We start from the raw sequence: 15,509 nt of genomic DNA, 5'->3' as shown, positions 1-15,509 counted from the left end.
AGAGGAGCACAGCATGGATCTCATCTTGTGGCGACACGCAGAAGCCGAGCCGGGCGTCCCCGACCTCGAACGCGCCCTGACCGTCAAAGGCCAGAAACAGGCGCGCCGCATGGGCGAATGGCTGGCCTCGCAACTACCGGAAAATTGCCGTATCCTCGTCAGCCCCGCCCTGCGCACCCTGCAAACGGCGGAAGCGCTGGGGCGCAAGTTCAAGCTGATGCCGGAACTGGCGCCCGGCGCCGAGGCGGAGGATATCCTGAAAGCGGCCAACTGGCCCGGCGGCAAGGAAACTGTGCTCATCGTCGGCCACCAGCCCACCCTGGGCCAGGCCGCCGCCCTGCTATTGACGGGAGAAGAGCAGGAATGGGAACTGCGCAAGGCCAGCGCGTGGTGGTTCTCGCAGCGCGAACCAGGCGACCCGATCAGTGTTTATCTGAAAGCCGTGATGGCGCACGATCTGGTGGTGAAATAAAGGTGCTCGAGCAGGGAACTGCGCAAGGCCAGCGCAAGGATGGACGGGTTCTCGCAGCGCGCACCAGGCGCCCCCATCAGTGTATATCTGAAGGCCGTGATGGCGCATGACCTGGTGGTGAAATAAGGGTGGTGAAATAGAGAAAATGCGCAAAAAGTGCGCTGGGACAAATACTAGCAGGAATTACAACTCGGCAGCCTTGTAAAGCGCTGCCGATCTGCTAGAGTTTAATTGCATCAACTACGTGTTGGAGCGCTGCTCTGGCACATTGAGCAACCCAGCGGACAGCCGTCCAACGGCGGCTGAAAGACCATGTTAACCTTCGTCGTTTTTCTCTTCATCGCCATCTTCGCCGCCATCATCGGCTTCGTCGCCTTTGAACTGATCGAAGAAATGCGCGGCAGTCACCACAAGCTGATGGATCGCTACCACGAGTAGTGTTCGCCTCGGCAATATCGCATGGCGCCAGCGACAGCCTACAGGCCCGTCCCTCGCGCCATCCTTGTTTTTACACTCCCGCCTTACACTCCCGTCTTGAACTTCGTATAGATACGCGTCATCAAGCGGCGGATGTCGGCCGTGGTCGCTTCCGGCGCGGCCATGCGCTGCTTGTCGGCGTCCGACAGGAAGATGGCCTTGTTTTCACCGATGTCCTTGCGCACATATTTGATGCTGGCCGGATTCGGATTCGCGTAGAACACCTTGTTGCTCAGGCTGGCATGCACTTGCGGGCGCAAAATGTAGTTGATGAACAGGTGCGCGTTGGTCGGATGGGGCGCGTCGGCGGGGATGGCCATGGTATCGAACATCAGGGCGGCCGTCTTCGGCACCAGCACCTGGATCACATTGCCGTTTTTCGCATCGATGGCGCGCTGGCGCGCGATATTGATGTCGCCCGACCAGCCCAGCGCGACACAGACGGAACCGTTGGCCATGTCGTTGATGTAGCCGGATGAGCTGAACAGGGTCACGTAAGGACGGATCGCCTGCAGCACCTTGCCCGCTTCCTGGTAATCGGCAGCCGCTTTCGAGTACGCGGGCTTGCCCAGGTATTGCAGGGCGGCCGGCAGCACTTCCGACGGCGAGTCGAGGAAGGACACGCCGCACGATTTCAGCTTCGCCGCGTATTTCGGGTCGAAGATCAAGTCCCAGGCGTTGTCAGGCATGGGCATGCCGCCCAGCGCGGCCTTGACCTTGTTGACGTTGATGCCCACCGTCGTGTAGCCCCACAGCCAGTCGACCAGGTAATCGTTGTTCGGGTCGATCTTCGACAGCTTGGCCTGCAGGTTCTGGTCCAGGTTGCCCAAATTCGTCAGCTTGCTCTTGTCGAGCTTGCGCAACAGGCCCGCATCGATCTGCAGGCGCGCCCACTGGGCCGTGGGCACGACGATGTCGTAGCCGGACTTGCCCGCCACCAGTTTCGCATTGAGGATTTCGTTATTGTCGAAAACGTCGTAGCGTACCTTGATGCCCGTTTCCTTCTCAAAATTCTTGATCGTATCGTCACCGATATAGTCCGACCAATTATAGATGTTCAGAACCTTTTCTTCCTGAGCCTGAGCTTGGCCAGGCAAGGCCAGTACGGCCGCCGCCAAGGTCAGTCCCACTCCAATGCGCCGCCCTGCTTGCCATGTGTTTGCCATCGTACCGCCTCCGGAATTAGTCAGAAAATAGTGCCGATGATAGCAAGAAGGGCGCGATCAGGTCTACCCTGATCGCGCCCTTCCCTATCGCGCGGTATTGCCGCGGCAGCTTACACCTTGTCCAGCCCCACTTGCGCCCCCGTAAACACGAGGTTGCCGTTCTGGGCGTCGATGCGGATTTCGTCTTTCGGGCCGAACTTGCCTTCCAGAATCAGCTTCGACAGCGGATTTTCGATCTGCTGCTGGATCGCCCGCTTCAGCGGACGGGCGCCATACACCGGGTCGTAACCCGCTTCGGCGATTTGCTGCAAGGCCGCGTCCGTCAAGCTCAGCGCCATGTCCATGCGCGCAAGGCGTTCTTCGAGGATCTTCAGCTGGATCTTCGCGATCGCGCCGATGTTTTTCTCGTCGAGGCCGTGGAACACGACGATTTCGTCGATACGGTTGACGAACTCGGGACGGAAGTGCGAACGCACCTCGGCCATCACGGCCAGCTTCACGACACCGGGATCATCGCTTTCCATGGCCTGGATTTTATGCGAACCCAGGTTCGAGGTCATGATGATGACGGTATTCTTGAAGTCCACCGTGCGGCCCTGGCCATCCGTCATGCGTCCATCGTCGAGCACTTGCAGCAGCACGTTGAAGACGTCGGCATGCGCCTTTTCCACTTCGTCGAGCAAGATCACGCTGTACGGCTTGCGGCGCACGGCTTCCGTCAGGTAGCCGCCCTCGTCGTAGCCCACGTAGCCCGGTGGCGCGCCGATCAGACGGGCCACGGAATGCTTCTCCATGAACTCGCTCATGTCGATGCGGATCATCGATTCTTCCGTATCGAACAGGAAAGTCGCCAGCGCCTTGCTCAGCTCGGTCTTGCCGACACCCGTCGGTCCCAGGAACATGAAGGAACCATATGGACGGTTCGGGTCGGAGAGGCCGGCGCGCGAGCGGCGGATGGCGTCAGCCACGGCCGTGATCGCTTCATCCTGGCCCACGACGCGCTCATGCAGCTTCTCTTCGATGTGCAGCAGCTTGTCGCGTTCGCCCTGCATCATGCGCGACACGGGGATACCCGTCGCGCGCGACACCACTTCGGCGATTTCCTCGGCGCCCACTTCCGTGCGCAGCAGTTTCGGCTGGTCAGGGTCGAGTTTCGGGATGCCGCTGTCAGCCTGCTTGAGCTGGGCTTCCAGCTGCGGCAGTTTGCCATACTGCAATTCCGACACTTTCTGCCAGTTGCTCTCGCGCGTGGCCTGCTCCATCTGCAGCTTGACTTGCTCGATCTCTTCCTTGATGTGCGTACTGCCCTGCACCACGGCTTTTTCCGCCTTCAGGATTTCCTCGAAGTCATTGTATTCGCGCTGCAGCTTGACGATTTCTTCCTCGATCAAGGCCAGGCGGCGCAATGACGCCTCGTCCTTTTCCTTCTTGACGGCTTCGCGCTCGATCTTGAGCTGGATCAGACGGCGCTCCAGCTTGTCCATCACTTCCGGCTTGGAATCGATCTCGATCTTGATCTTGGCCGCCGCTTCATCGATCAGATCGATCGCCTTGTCGGGCAGGAAACGGTCCGTGATGTAGCGGTGCGACAGCTCGGCGGCGGCGATGATGGCCGCGTCCGTGATTTCCACCTTGTGGTGCAGCGCATATTTATCCTGCAAGCCGCGCAGGATGGCGATCGTCGCTTCCACGGTCGGTTCGTCGACGAGCACCTTCTGGAAGCGGCGTTCCAGCGCGGCATCCTTCTCGATGTACTTGCGGTACTCGTCCAGGGTGGTCGCGCCCACGCAATGCAGTTCGCCGCGCGCCAGCGCCGGTTTCAGCATATTGCCGGCATCCATCGCGCCTTCGGCCTTGCCTGCGCCCACCATGGTGTGCATTTCGTCGATGAAGACGATGGTTTGCCCTTCATCCATGGCCAGTTCCTTCAGCACGGATTTCAGGCGCTCCTCGAATTCGCCGCGAAATTTCGCGCCAGCCAGCAAGGCGGCCATGTCCAGCGACAGTACGCGCTTGCCTTTCAGGGATTCCGGCACTTCGCCGTTGACGATGCGCTGCGCCAGGCCTTCGACGATGGCCGTCTTGCCCACGCCCGGTTCGCCGATCAGCACGGGGTTGTTCTTGCTGCGGCGCTGCAGGATCTGGATGGTGCGGCGAATTTCATCGTCGCGGCCGATCACAGGGTCGAGCTTGCCCTTGCGCGCCCGCTCCGTCAGGTCCAGCGTGTATTTTTTCAAGGCTTCGCGCTGGCCTTCGGCTTCTTGCGAATCGACCTTGTTGCCGCCGCGCACAGCCTCGATGGCCGCTTCCAGCGCCTTGCGGGTCAGGCCGTTTTCGCGCGCCAGCTTGCCGCAGTCGGATTTGTCGTCCGTCATCGCCAGCAAAACCATTTCGCTGGACACGAACTGGTCGCCCGCCTTCTGCGATTCCTTGTCGGCCAGGTTCAAGAGAGCCACGAATTCGCGGCTGACCTGCACGTCGCCGCCCGTGCCCGACACCTTCGGCAAGCGTTCGATGGACGCGCCCAGGGCCTTGGACAGGCCGCCCACGTTGACGCCGGCCCGCTGCAAGAGCGAACGGGCGCCGCCGTCGTCCTGGTTCAACAGGGCCGTCAGCAGGTGGACTGGTTCGATATAGGGATTGTCGTTGCCCACGGCCAAGCTTTGCGCATCGGCCAGGGCTTCCTGTAATTTGGTAGTGAGTTTGTCTTGTCGCATGAAAAGCGCTCCCGGTTAATTAGTTGTTAACCAAATTGGGGTGAGGCAGTACTTTTCAAGCATACACAAAGCAGAAAACCGCTGCATTTGGGCAAATGCTAGCGTGCGCGGCAGATACGATTCAAATGGTGCTTGCTTTTGTCGCCCATTTGTCCAGCGCCGTCTCGTCGCTGTCGCGCGCATCGACCCAGCGCGCCCCTTCCGGCGTATCTTCCTTCTTCCAGAACGGCGCTTCCGTCTTCAGGTAGTCGATGATGAACTCGCAGGCGGCGAACGCCTCGCCCCGGTGGGCGGACGAGACGGCCACCAGCACGATCTGCTCCTGCGGCAACAGCGGCCCCACGCGGTGGATCACCAGCGCGCCGGACAGGGGCCAGCGCGCGCGCGCCTGCTCGACGATGGCTTCGATGGACTTTTCCGTCATGCCCGGATAATGCTCGAGCTCCATGGCGGCCACGTCCAGCCCCTCGTTCATGTCGCGCACCGTGCCGACGAAGCCGACGACGGCGCCCACCTTGGGGTTGCCTGCACGCAATTGTGCGATTTCTTGACTCAAGTCAAAATCAGCTTGCTGGACGCGGACGCTGGTACTCATTTGGCATGCCCTCCGATACGGCGCAGCAGGGTTTCGATGCGGCTGGCCGTGCGCGCATCGGTGGCGGCGGCAATCGCGCACAGCTGCATCAGCTGCGACACTTGCGTGAGCGGCTTCTGGCCCGATTTCAGCGACGATTGCAGCACTTCCACCTGCATTTTCAGGCGGTCGCGGGCAAATTCGGCGCCGCTGTCGACGCCGGCGACGATTTCCAGGCGCAAGACTTCTTCGAGCAAGCGGGCCTCGTTGGCCTGCAATTGCTGCACGTAGGCGCAAGCGCCCTCGCCCAGCGCGGCCTGGGCAGCGGCAAAGCGCTGCAGCAGGCTGCGTTCGTATTGCGTATCGAGCGGCGGCAAGGCGCTCCAGCGCTCGCTCCACGCTGGCGCGTCGGCATCGGCGCCGCCCTCGGCCAGCGACGCTTCCAGCGATTGCACCAGGCGCAGCTTGTCGCGCAAGGCGTTGGCCTGGGCCGCGCCGGCCCGTTCGGCGATGGCGTCCGCTTGCGCCTGCACGCCGGCGACGGCCGCGTGGTAGCGCTGCTCGATCTTCGCTTCGCTGGCGCGCGGCACGGGGCCCGTGGCGTTCCAGGCGGCGCGCGTGTCGCGCAGCAAGTGATGGATGAAGGCCGTGCGAGACTTGTCGTCGCCCTCGGGCACGACGGCCGTTTCCAGCGTGGCGCACAGCGCTTCGCGCGCATGCAGGTGTTCGCGGCGCTCGTGGTCGGCCGCGTGGGCCGTTTCCTTGCGCTTGGCGAAGATATCGTCGCAGGCGGCACGGAAACGCTGCCACAGCGCCTGTTCCGCGCGGCGTTCCAGCGGCAGGGCTTTCGCCAGTTCCTGCCATTTATCCTGCAGGGCTTTCAGCATGTCGACCGTGTTGCGCTCCGATGGCTTGAGCAGACCCACTTCGACGATCAATTGTTCGCGCCGCGCCGTCTCGATCTGGCGCTGCGTGTCCAGCGGCTTCGACAGGGCGTCCAGCGCGGCGCCAAATTCCGTATCCAGGCGTTTCTTTTCCTTGCGGTCGATGGTGCCCAGGCGCGTCCAGGCCTGGCGCAGGCGCTGCGAGGCGGAGGCGACATGTTTCCAGTCGGTACTTTCTTCGGCCGCCAGGGCCGCCGTTTCCGCGATCAGTTCCTGGGCCTTGACCGCGTTGCCGTGGCGCTCTTCGGCCAATTGCTTGAAATGCTGGGCCGCCGGCGCATACGCGAGGCTGCAGGCGGCGTCGAAACGTTCCCACAGGGATTTCGGCGCCGGGCCGGACAAGGTATCGAGCGACTTCCAGCGCTCGCGCAGGCTGCCCACTTTCTTGGCCAGCTCGGCCATTGGGAGTTCCTGTGCCGGCAATTCCTCGCCCGCCTTGACCAGTTCCTCGCGCGACACATTGCCGCCCCAGCGCGCCCAGTCGGCCAGGCGCTTGAATTCTCCCCGCACATGGGCCAGGCGGTCCGCTTGCGCGGGCGTCAAACGGCCGTGCTTGCTATCGCGCAAGGTCTTGTCATGCTCGGAAGCCACGTGCAGCAAGCCATCCTGCAAGGCCGCCTCCATGGCGTCAAGCACCTTGAAGAACTGTTCCGTCGCTTCTTTCGACACGGGTGCGTGTTCCGCGCGCGGCTTGCGCAGCGCCGGGTCGGCATGGGCTGGTGCGGCCTCTGGCGTTGCCGCCTGCACGGGCACCGGCGCGCTGGCCAGCACGGCCGCAAATTGCTGCTGCAAGCTGTCGGACAAGGGCGACTCTGGCAGGCGCGGCAGGGCTTGCCACGCGCGTTTCAGGGTGTCCACGTCGAGCGTGGCGGCGTCCTGCGCCTGCCAGTCGGCCAGCGCGGCCTGGCGCGCGTCGAACACGGCCTGGTGCTGCTGCAGCGCCTGCAAGGCGGACTGCGCCTGCTCGCGTGCCTGGGCAAAGTCGCTTTCGAGGTGTTTCGGCAAGGAGCCGCGCTCGGGCGATTGCGCATGCTGCGCATGTTCCCCGTCCAGGTGAGCCAGCGCCTGCGCCAGCTCGCCGGCGGACTGGCCATTGCTGGCCAACGCGCGCGCAGCGGCGACGGCGTCGATCACGGCGCGCTGCAGCACCACTTGCGCTTCCAGGCGGGCGGCCAGGGCGGCGCGCGCGGCGGCAAAGGCGGTCGCCAGCTCCGGCGTGGCCTTGATGACTTGCCATTGGCGGTCCAGTTCGGCTACCTGGTTCGGGCTGAGCTTTTCATCGTTCAACAGGCGCTGGGCCGTGTCGATGCTGGCCTGGGCGCGTTGCGTCTCGGCAGCCTGATGACGGATCAGGTCGATACGGCCCTGCATCAGCTTGGCCACGCGGCGGTCCGTGTTGCGCATGGCGTGGTGGACTTTTTCCAGCAGGGGCAAAGCGTGGACGTGTTCGGCCGCGATCAGACGGGCATCGGCAAATTCGCTGGACACGATGAATTCAAAGGCGGCAGCCTCGTCGCCAGCCACGGCATGGGCACGCGCCACCTGTTCGGCGCGGCGCGATGCGCTCTGCGCCGAGGCGGCGGCCTGTTCTGCCACGACAGGGTCGGGTACGGCAGTCTTGCTGGCAGAACGCTTGAAGAGAAATTCGAACATGACGGGTTTCGCGTGGATCAAAACCACCATCATAACAAAGCCCGGGGTATTGCATCGGACAGGACTGAACAAGTTATCAAATGAATAAAGCGAATCTTTTCCGAATCTTTCCCGAATCTTTTCCCTGGATTTTTGCCCTATGACGGTGTGCCAGCCGCCCTCGCGAAAACGCCTCCGGCAGACACCGCCTGCGGGGTGTGCGCTCGCTACCCGTTCAAGCCTGCGCACGCAGCGGCTGTGGCGGCGCGGGCGGCGCGGGCGCGGCGCCATCCGCCAGCGTTTCAGCGCCGCCGGCTGCAGGCAAGGGCGCTGGCAAAACAAAGGGCAGCACTTGCGCCTTGCCACGGCGCGCTTCCTGAGCGCGCGCATCGTGGGCGAGGAACTGGTAGGCGATGGCAAACCACGCTTCGCCGACGATGACCTTGCGCGCCAGCGCGAACAGTTCGCGCTCTTCCTTTTCCAGGCGCTGCAGCAAGGCCGCGCAAAAGGCGTCGATGGCGGCGCATAGCTGCTCGGCCTGTAATTCGGAATGGTCGATGGCGGCACCCGCGCGCTGCTGCACGACATTGATGCTTTCCAGCGCCGCGTGGTTCAAGCCGTTCAACTCGTCCAGCAATCCGTCCACATGGGGGGCAGCCTGGCGGATGGCGGGAATCAGGTACATCTCCACCTTGCGCCAATAGCTCCCCTGGTACAACCGGTTCAGCCAGTCGCCCGTGTACTGCAGTTGCGCCAAACTGAGCCTGCTTTGCTGGCGCAGTTGCACCTGCATGTATTTCTGAAAAGCCAACAAGCTCATGCGGATGCTGGCCTGTTCCACCGACAGGGAAACCAATATATATGTTGCAGTAAGCATGCACTCACTCCCGAAAACGCGCTGGATATGTCATCCTGGAAGTGAAAGTGTAAAGACTACCGACAGGGGCCGGTTTGATCCTGCACAAACCCGCGGCTGGCCAGCCGCGCTTTCTTTTACGGCGCGCGCAGGCCGATATGCAGGTTGACGACGCCCGGCTCTTCCGACGGCGTGACTTCGCCGCCAAAGCTTTTCACCAGCCGCTGCATGCCCTTGTTGCGCGCCATCGCCTCACCCACCAGCGCTTCCGTGCCCCGGCTGCGGAAATAGTCGACCAGCTTCTCGAACAGGATGTGTCCCAGTCCCTTGCCTTTCAGGGCCGAGCGCACGGCGATGGCGAAATCGGCGTGGATATTGTCCGGGTCGGCCACGGCGCGCACCACGCCCAGGGTTTCCGGCTTGCCGTCCGGGCCCGTGTGCGTGGCAATGAAGGCCATGGCGCGGTCGTAATCGATCTGCGTCAGGCGCGCCAGCTGCGACACGGGCAGCTCGCGCATGGACGTGAAGAAGCGCAGGCGCACGTCGTCCGGGTCCAGCGCGTGGAACAGGTCCATGTGCTGCGGCGCGTCCTCGGGGCGGATGGGGCGCAGCAGGATGGATTGATCCATCCACGTCACCTGCTCTTCCAGCTCCTGCGGATACGGGCGGATGGCCAGGCGGTCGCGTTTCTGGCCCGGCTGCAGGCGGATGCGCGCGTCGAGGGCGATCACGCCATCCGCATCGGCCACCAGGGGGTTGATGTCGAGTTCGGCCAGCTCGCCGATGTCGGCCACCAGTTCGGCCACCTGGATCAGGGTGTAGCAGATGGCGTCGATGTCGGCCGGCGGCTGGTTGCGGTAGCCGGCCAGCAGTTTCGAGACGCGCGTGCGCGCCAGCATGTCGCGCGCCAGCACCATGTTCAGGGGCGGCAGGCCGATGGCGTGATCGGCCGTCACTTCCACGGCGATGCCGCCCTGCCCCACGAGGATGACGGGGCCAAACGCGGCGTCCGTCGTCACGCCGACGATCAGTTCATGCGATTGCGGCCGGCGCGCCATCTGCTGCACGGTAAAACCGTCTATCAGCGCGTCGGGACGCATGCGGCGCACGCGCTTGAGCATGGCGGCGGCGGCCGTGCGCAGGATGTCGGGCGTGTCCAGGTCGAGCGCCACGCCGCCCACGTCGGATTTGTGGGCGATGTCGGGCGAGTGGATTTTCAACGCGACGGGATAGCCGATGTCGGCCGCCACGGCCAGCGCCTCTTCCACGTCGGCCGCCATGCGCGTGGTGGCGACGGGAATGCCGTAGGCGGCCAGGATTTCCTTCGAGCGGCATTCACCCAGCACCGTCTGGCCGGCCGCCAGCGCGGCGGCGACGATTTCGCGCACCCTGGCGCGGCGCGGCGTGGCCGACATGGGCAGCTGCGCCGGCACCTGCATCAGGGTTTCCTGGTTGCGCCGGTACTGCACGATCTGCATGAAGCCATGCACGGCCTTTTCCGGCGTGTCGTAGGTGGGAATGCCGGCCCGGTTGAAGACCTGGCGCGCGGGCGCCACGGTGGTGCCGCCCAGCAGGCACGACAGCACCGTGCGCGAGGTGGCCTTGATCAGCGGCGTGACGGCTTCGGCGATGTCGATCGACGAGACCATAGCCGTGGGCGCGTGCAGCAGCAGCAAGGCGTCCGCCTGCGGCTCGTCGAGCAGCGGCTTGATGGCGTCGGCATAGCGCTGCACGGCCGCGTCGCCGGGCAAGCCCACGGGGTTGTCGTGCGACCAGCCCCGTGGCAGCGCCTTTTCCAGCGCGATGACGGTGTCCGGCGACAGGTCGGCCAGCTTGCCGCCGCTGCCCACCAGCGCATCGGTGGCCATCACGCCCAGGCCGCCGCCGTTGCACAGGATCGCCAGGCGCTCGCCGCGCTGCGAGCGGATATGCGTGAGGGTTTCCACGGCGTCGAACAATTCCTCGGCCGAATACACGCGCAGCATGCCGGCGCGGCGGATGGCCGCGTCGTACACGGCGTCGGAACCGGCCAGCGCGCCCGTATGCCAGGCCGCCATGGCCGCGCCTTCCGCCTCGCGCCCCGCTTTCAGGACGATGACGGGCTTGCTGCGCGCGGCCGCCCGCGCCGCCGACATGAATTTGCGCGCCGCCTGAATATCTTCCATGTACAGCAGGATGGCGGCCGTGTCGATGTCGCCGGCCAGGTAGTCGAGCAGATCGCCGAAATCGATGTCGTAGCTGGCGCCCAGCGAAATGAACTTGGAAAAGCCCACGCCATGCGCGTTGGCCCAGTCGAGCACGCCCGACACGAGCGCGCCCGATTGCGAAACGAAGGCGATCTTGCCGCTCGTCGCGCCCACGTGGGCGAAGCTGGCGTTCAAGCCCAGTTTCGGCACCAGCAGCCCCATGCTGTTGGGGCCAAGGATGCGCAGCAGGTGCGGCTTGGCCGCCTTCAGCATGGCCAGGCGCAGCGACTGCTCGCGCACGGGGTCGAGGCCGGACGTCATGACGATGGCCGCACGCGTGCCCAGCGCACCCAGTTCGCGGATCAGGGCCGTGATGGTGGCGGGCGGCGTGCAGATGATGGCCAGGTCCGGCGCTTTCGGCAGTTGCGCCAGCTTGCGGTAGCATTTCAGGCCCATCAGCTCGTCATACTTGGGATTGACGGGCCAGATGTCTCCTTGGTAGCCGCCACCGAGCAGGTTGTACAGGGCGATGGCGCCCAGCTTGCGTTCGCGCGCCGTGGCGCCGATCAGGGCCACCGAGGCCGGCTTGAACAGCTTGTCGAGATTACGGATACTCATGTTCTGGCCTCATGGATTGCCGGAGCGGCTACGCGCCAGTGTAAGGGATGCGTTGCCAAAAGAATTTGACCTTGCGCTGCATTTCACGAAAAATCCGCGTGCCCCTACCAGCGCGAGCGGTGGCTTTCCGTCACCCCGGCCAGCTGCGCCACGATGCGCTTGGGAGAGTCCGCGCTGGTGCGCACCCAGCCGCTGAAGGTGCCGATGGGCTGGATGTAGCGGCTTGCGGCGATCCACAGATTCTTATCCTCGCGGCGCGCGCCTTCCGGCTTGAAGTGCAGGTCCAGCAAATCGTCGTCCGTCCACACATGCCACGGCGCCAGCGGGTTGTCGGGATTGAAGTCGAAATGCGCGCGGCCCAGCGGATACAGCTGGCCATCGAGCCACAGCGCGTTTTCATGCGCGCCGAAATAGCCGGCCTGCAGGTTGAAACCCAGGTCCAGGCTGTGCGCCGAGGCCCAGCGCCATTCCGTTTCGCGCGCCAGCAAGCCATTCGAATAATCGAAGCTGGCCACGCCGTCGTCCAAGCTGTAGCCCATGGCGCCGCAACGCACGGTGCCCCACAGGGGCAAGCCGCCCGACTTTTGCGTCGCATGCACGCTGCCGCCCTCGCCCACGGGCCCCACGGCCAGCAAGGTGGGCGCCACGGGCGGGCCGAATTCCGCATCGATGCCGAAATGGCCGCAATCGAGCAGCAATCGATAGCGCTGCTGGGGCTGGGCCTCGATGGAGATCACTTGCGAGAGGAAGCGGAAACGGCTGCTGGCGCCCGCATGCGGCGCCACCGTGGCGCTCAAGCCCGGCACGCCATCCTGCGAAAAGGCCGCCACAATCTTGCCCTTGTGGCGGTCGAAGGCATACGCGAAGGCCGTGCTGGTCCAGCCCAGGTCGACGATGGCCACGCCGCAGAACAGCGTCGGCGTGGACAGGGCCACGTAATGCCAGCGCTTGTGGTGGAACAGGCGCCAGAGGGCGCCGCGCGCGTGGGGTGGCGCCAGAGCGGCCCAGTCAAAGGCGTTCAATTGGCCCGTGTAGCGGCCAAAGCAGGGGACGCCATCGGCGTCGAGCAGCTGGGGAGGAGCCGGTGGCAGCATCATGCGGCCCGCCTTGCGGCAGCGCCGCCGTCGAGCAGGGCCTGGGCCAGCAGCGCGCCGAAGGCTGCCGGCTGCGTCTGCGCAATATCAATATCCGGACAGGCATGCCAGAGCGCCAGGCGCTGCACGGCGCCGGCCACGTCCTGCGCCAGGCGGGCACTGAGGCGCACGCCGTCTTCCAGCGCCAGCGACTTGATCTCGAAGCGCCCCTGCGCGCGGTGCGCCTTGGCGTCCAGGCGCCCCACCAGCGCGCCGCGGCGCAAGATCGGCAAGGTGAAATAGCCATAGCGGCGCTTTTCGGCCGGCGTGTAGCATTCGAGCCGGTAGTCGAAGCCGAACAATTCCAGGGCGCGGCGCCGGTCCCAGACGACGGGATCGAACGGCGACAGGATCGTCGTCAGGGTGGGCGCCAGCTTGCCGGCCGCCGCGTCGCGCAACAAGTCCCCATGCCCGGCATGCACGTACACGGCATCACTCCAGCCATCGACCGTGCAGCGCAGCAGCGCGCCCTCGTCCACCAGCGCCTGCAGATCGCGCGCCAGGCTGGCGCGCGACTGCTTCGTGCGGAAGTAGTCGCTGATCCAGCTGGCCCGCGCCAGCCCCAGCGCCTTCACGCTGGCCAGCAGCAGCCGGCGGCGCACCTGCTCCTCGGACGGCAGCAAGCCGTCGTGCCAGTCCGGCAGCACGCGCTCGGCCAGGTCGTAATAGCGCTGGAAATTGTGGCGCTTGGCGATCATCAGCACGCCCGATGTAAACAGGACTTCGAGCGAGCGCTTTTCCGGCTTCCAGCTCCACCAGCCGCCCGCCTGGCCATCCGTGCGCTCGAAGTCGGCCGAGCGCGCGGCGCCGTTGGCGCGGATGTGCTCCAGCACCGAAGCGACGGCCTCTCCCTGCTCCGCCATCCATTTGACGGAGTATTTCCAGCCCATGGCGGCCGGATCCAGCATGCGGTGGCGGTACAGGCCATAGTCTTCGATGGGCACGAAGCAAGCCTCGTGCGCCCAGTACTCGAACAACGCGCCCTCGGCCAGCAGTTGCTCCAGCCACGGCTGCGGATAGTCGCCCAGCCGGCTCCACAGCACCAGGTAGGGGCTGCGCGCCACCACGTGGATGGTGTCGATCTGCAGCACGCCCATCTGCCGCACGGCGGCCACCACGTCCGCCTTCACGGCTTTCTTGCGCCGCGCCTGCAGCAAGCCTTGCGCGGCCAGGTGCAGCGCGCGCGCGGCGGCCAGCGATAAAGCGGGGGGATCGAAAGGAATGGGCTGGTATGGGCTGTGCATAACAGAAAGATACCGCATTCTGCACACGCCTTGGGCGTTTTATCGCTATCGGATCGCGCCCGCTACGTTGCGGGAAACACGACCGTCACCGCCAGCCCCCGGCCCTGCAGTCCGGCGCCGAGGAGGATCTGCGCGCCATGCCGCTCGGCGATGCGGCGCACGATGGACAGGCCCAGCCCGCTGCCGGGAACCTGGCTGCCGCCCAAGCGCACGAAGCGTTCGAACACGCGCGCGTGCCATTGCTCGGCGATGCCCGGCCCCGTATCGGCCACACGCAGGTAGCTGCGCCCCGCCTCCACGCCGCAGCTGATCTCGACAGCGCCCGGCGCCGGGGTATAGCGCAGCGCATTGTCGACCAGGTTACGCAGCAGCACCTGCAGGCTGTCCGCATGCAGCGCGCAGGGCGCCGGCGCCACGTTGACCGCCAGCGACAACTGGTACGGCGCGGCCAGCGCCTGCCACTGCGCCCCCTGCGCTGCCAGCAGCTGCGCCAGGTCGCCCGGCGCCAGCGCCGTCTCTGCCTGCGACTGCGGATCGAGCTGCGCCAGCGCCAGCAACTGGTTGACGAGGCGCGTGGCGCGCTCCACGCTGGCGCCCAGGGCGGCGATGAATTCCTCGCGTTCGTCCGCGCTGCGGGCCCGCTGCAGCACTTGCAGATTGGTCTTGATGGCGGCCAGCGGCGTGCGCAGCTCGTGCGCCGCATCGGCCGTGAAGCGCTGTTCGTTGTCGCGGCTGTGCCTCACCCTGCCGAACAGGCGGTTAATTTCCAGCAGCAGCGGATGCAGCTCCGAGGGCGCGCCGTGCACATGCACGTCCGTCAGTTCGTCGGGCGTGCGCGCCGACACTTCGTCGGCGGACGCCTGCAGCACGCGAAACACGCGGTGGATGCTCCACCAGATGGCGATGGTGGCCAGCGCCACGAGTAGCAAGCCGAACAGCGCGATGCGGTAAAAGAAGCCGCGGCTGATGTCGTCGCGGTGGCTGGTCGGTTCGGCCACCAGCAGCTGCAGGCTGCGCTGCGGATCCCACAGCGAAAACAGACGCCAGCGCTGGCCGCCGATGCTGGTCCACGACAGGCCGTCCGGCGCGCTGCGCGACAGGGCGATGTCGGACGCCGCGTCGTTGCGGTACAGGACGCGCTGCTGCGCGTCGCGCACCTTGAACAGCAAATACTGGTGGGGATTCGGATGGCCGCGCAGCGGCAGGTCGATAGGCCCCGTCAAGCCATGCTCGCGCGCATCCTTTTCCACCAGCGACAGCAGCAAATGGCCCGTTTCGATCAGCGACTGGTCGAACAATTCCTGACTTTCGCGGCGCGCTTCCACGTAGACGATGGCGGCGCTGCCCACCCACAGGGCCAGGGTCAGGCCCAGCAGCACGGCCAGCAGGGTGCGCCGCAGCGACCAGCTTTTCACGCCGCCGCCAGCCGTTAAGAATCTCTTAAGAACTTCTGCGCAAGATCCGGAGCGAAATATTTTTTGGGAAGCCAT

The 15,509-nt window shown here is 65.0% G+C and carries 11 protein-coding genes; 2 read left to right on the top strand and 9 right to left on the bottom strand.

The annotated features are described in order from the left end of the window. Nucleotides 1-13 precede the first annotated feature (13 nt). A complete protein-coding gene (gene sixA, locus OX459_RS22595; protein ID WP_070254143.1) occupies nt 14-472 on the top strand; it encodes a phosphohistidine phosphatase SixA in 459 nt (152 codons plus the stop codon). 312 nt (nt 473-784) lie between these two features. Continuing rightward, on the top strand, nt 785-910 hold the full coding sequence (locus tag OX459_RS22590; protein WP_257218666.1) for a hypothetical protein: 126 nt from the start codon (nt 785-787) through the stop codon (nt 908-910). Between the two features lie 83 nt (nt 911-993). Here the strand turns inward: OX459_RS22590 and OX459_RS22585 are convergent, their stop codons facing one another. The 9 genes from OX459_RS22585 to OX459_RS22545 all read right to left on the bottom strand — a co-directional run bounded on the left by OX459_RS22585 (nt 994) and on the right by OX459_RS22545 (nt 15,434). Beyond that, complete coding sequence (locus tag OX459_RS22585; protein WP_289906626.1) at nt 994-2,115, bottom strand: polyamine ABC transporter substrate-binding protein; 1,122 nt, start codon at nt 2,113-2,115, stop codon at nt 994-996. Nucleotides 2,116-2,225: 110 nt separating this feature from the next. Further along, nucleotides 2,226-4,832: an ATP-dependent chaperone ClpB gene (clpB, locus tag OX459_RS22580; RefSeq protein ID WP_251351801.1), complete on the bottom strand. Its 2,607-nt coding sequence runs from the start codon at nt 4,830-4,832 to the stop codon at nt 2,226-2,228. Between the two features lie 121 nt (nt 4,833-4,953). Next, a complete protein-coding gene (moaE, locus tag OX459_RS22575; RefSeq protein WP_289906625.1) occupies nt 4,954-5,427 on the bottom strand; it encodes a molybdopterin synthase catalytic subunit MoaE in 474 nt (157 codons plus the stop codon). After that, on the bottom strand, nt 5,424-8,036 hold the full coding sequence (locus OX459_RS22570; protein ID WP_289906624.1) for a DUF349 domain-containing protein: 2,613 nt from the start codon (nt 8,034-8,036) through the stop codon (nt 5,424-5,426). The genes moaE and OX459_RS22570 overlap by 4 nt, the downstream gene beginning before the upstream one ends. 181 nt (nt 8,037-8,217) lie before the next feature. Beyond that, on the bottom strand, nt 8,218-8,859 hold the full coding sequence (locus OX459_RS22565) for a hypothetical protein (protein ID WP_289906623.1): 642 nt from the start codon (nt 8,857-8,859) through the stop codon (nt 8,218-8,220). 116 nt (nt 8,860-8,975) lie between these two features. Further along, complete coding sequence (locus OX459_RS22560) at nt 8,976-11,642, bottom strand: bifunctional acetate--CoA ligase family protein/GNAT family N-acetyltransferase (RefSeq protein WP_251351805.1); 2,667 nt, start codon at nt 11,640-11,642, stop codon at nt 8,976-8,978. Between the two features lie 104 nt (nt 11,643-11,746). Continuing rightward, nucleotides 11,747-12,739, bottom strand: coding sequence for a DUF2804 domain-containing protein (locus OX459_RS22555; protein ID WP_289906622.1), 993 nt, complete (start codon nt 12,737-12,739; stop codon nt 11,747-11,749). After that, nucleotides 12,736-14,019: a crosslink repair DNA glycosylase YcaQ family protein gene (locus OX459_RS22550; protein WP_289906621.1), complete on the bottom strand. Its 1,284-nt coding sequence runs from the start codon at nt 14,017-14,019 to the stop codon at nt 12,736-12,738. Before OX459_RS22550 ends, OX459_RS22555 begins: the two co-directional genes overlap by 4 nt. A 62-nt stretch (nt 14,020-14,081) precedes the next feature. After that, nucleotides 14,082-15,434 carry an ATP-binding protein gene (locus OX459_RS22545; protein ID WP_289906620.1) on the bottom strand — a complete coding sequence of 451 codons (1,353 nt, stop codon included), beginning with the start codon at nt 15,432-15,434 and terminating at the stop codon, nt 14,082-14,084. Nucleotides 15,435-15,509: the final 75 nt, after the last annotated feature.

The organism is Janthinobacterium sp. SUN026 (genome assembly GCF_030397625.1).
Classification (GTDB): Bacteria; Pseudomonadota; Gammaproteobacteria; order Burkholderiales; family Burkholderiaceae_D; genus Janthinobacterium; species Janthinobacterium kumbetense.
The sequence above is the reverse complement of the archived record's forward strand: the minus strand, read 5'-3'. Positions and strand labels throughout refer to the sequence as shown.

Bases quoted from the DNA above. Each gene is read 5' to 3' on its own strand.
- OX459_RS22590 (WP_257218666.1), top strand. From the start codon at position 785: ATGTTAACCTTCGTCGTTTTTCTCTTCATCGCCATCTTCGCCGCCATC.
- clpB (WP_251351801.1), bottom strand. From the start codon at position 4,832: ATGCGACAAGACAAACTCACTACCAAATTACAGGAAGCCCTGGCCGAT.
- OX459_RS22550 (WP_289906621.1), bottom strand. From the start codon at position 14,019: ATGCACAGCCCATACCAGCCCATTCCTTTCGATCCCCCCGCTTTATCG.
- moaE (WP_289906625.1), bottom strand. From the start codon at position 5,427: ATGAGTACCAGCGTCCGCGTCCAGCAAGCTGATTTTGACTTGAGTCAA.
- OX459_RS22560 (WP_251351805.1), bottom strand. From the start codon at position 11,642: ATGAGTATCCGTAATCTCGACAAGCTGTTCAAGCCGGCCTCGGTGGCC.
- OX459_RS22565 (WP_289906623.1), bottom strand. From the start codon at position 8,859: ATGCTTACTGCAACATATATATTGGTTTCCCTGTCGGTGGAACAGGCC.
- OX459_RS22585 (WP_289906626.1), bottom strand. From the start codon at position 2,115: ATGGCAAACACATGGCAAGCAGGGCGGCGCATTGGAGTGGGACTGACC.
- sixA (WP_070254143.1), top strand. From the start codon at position 14: ATGGATCTCATCTTGTGGCGACACGCAGAAGCCGAGCCGGGCGTCCCC.
- OX459_RS22555 (WP_289906622.1), bottom strand. From the start codon at position 12,739: ATGATGCTGCCACCGGCTCCTCCCCAGCTGCTCGACGCCGATGGCGTC.
- OX459_RS22570 (WP_289906624.1), bottom strand. From the start codon at position 8,036: ATGATGGTGGTTTTGATCCACGCGAAACCCGTCATGTTCGAATTTCTC.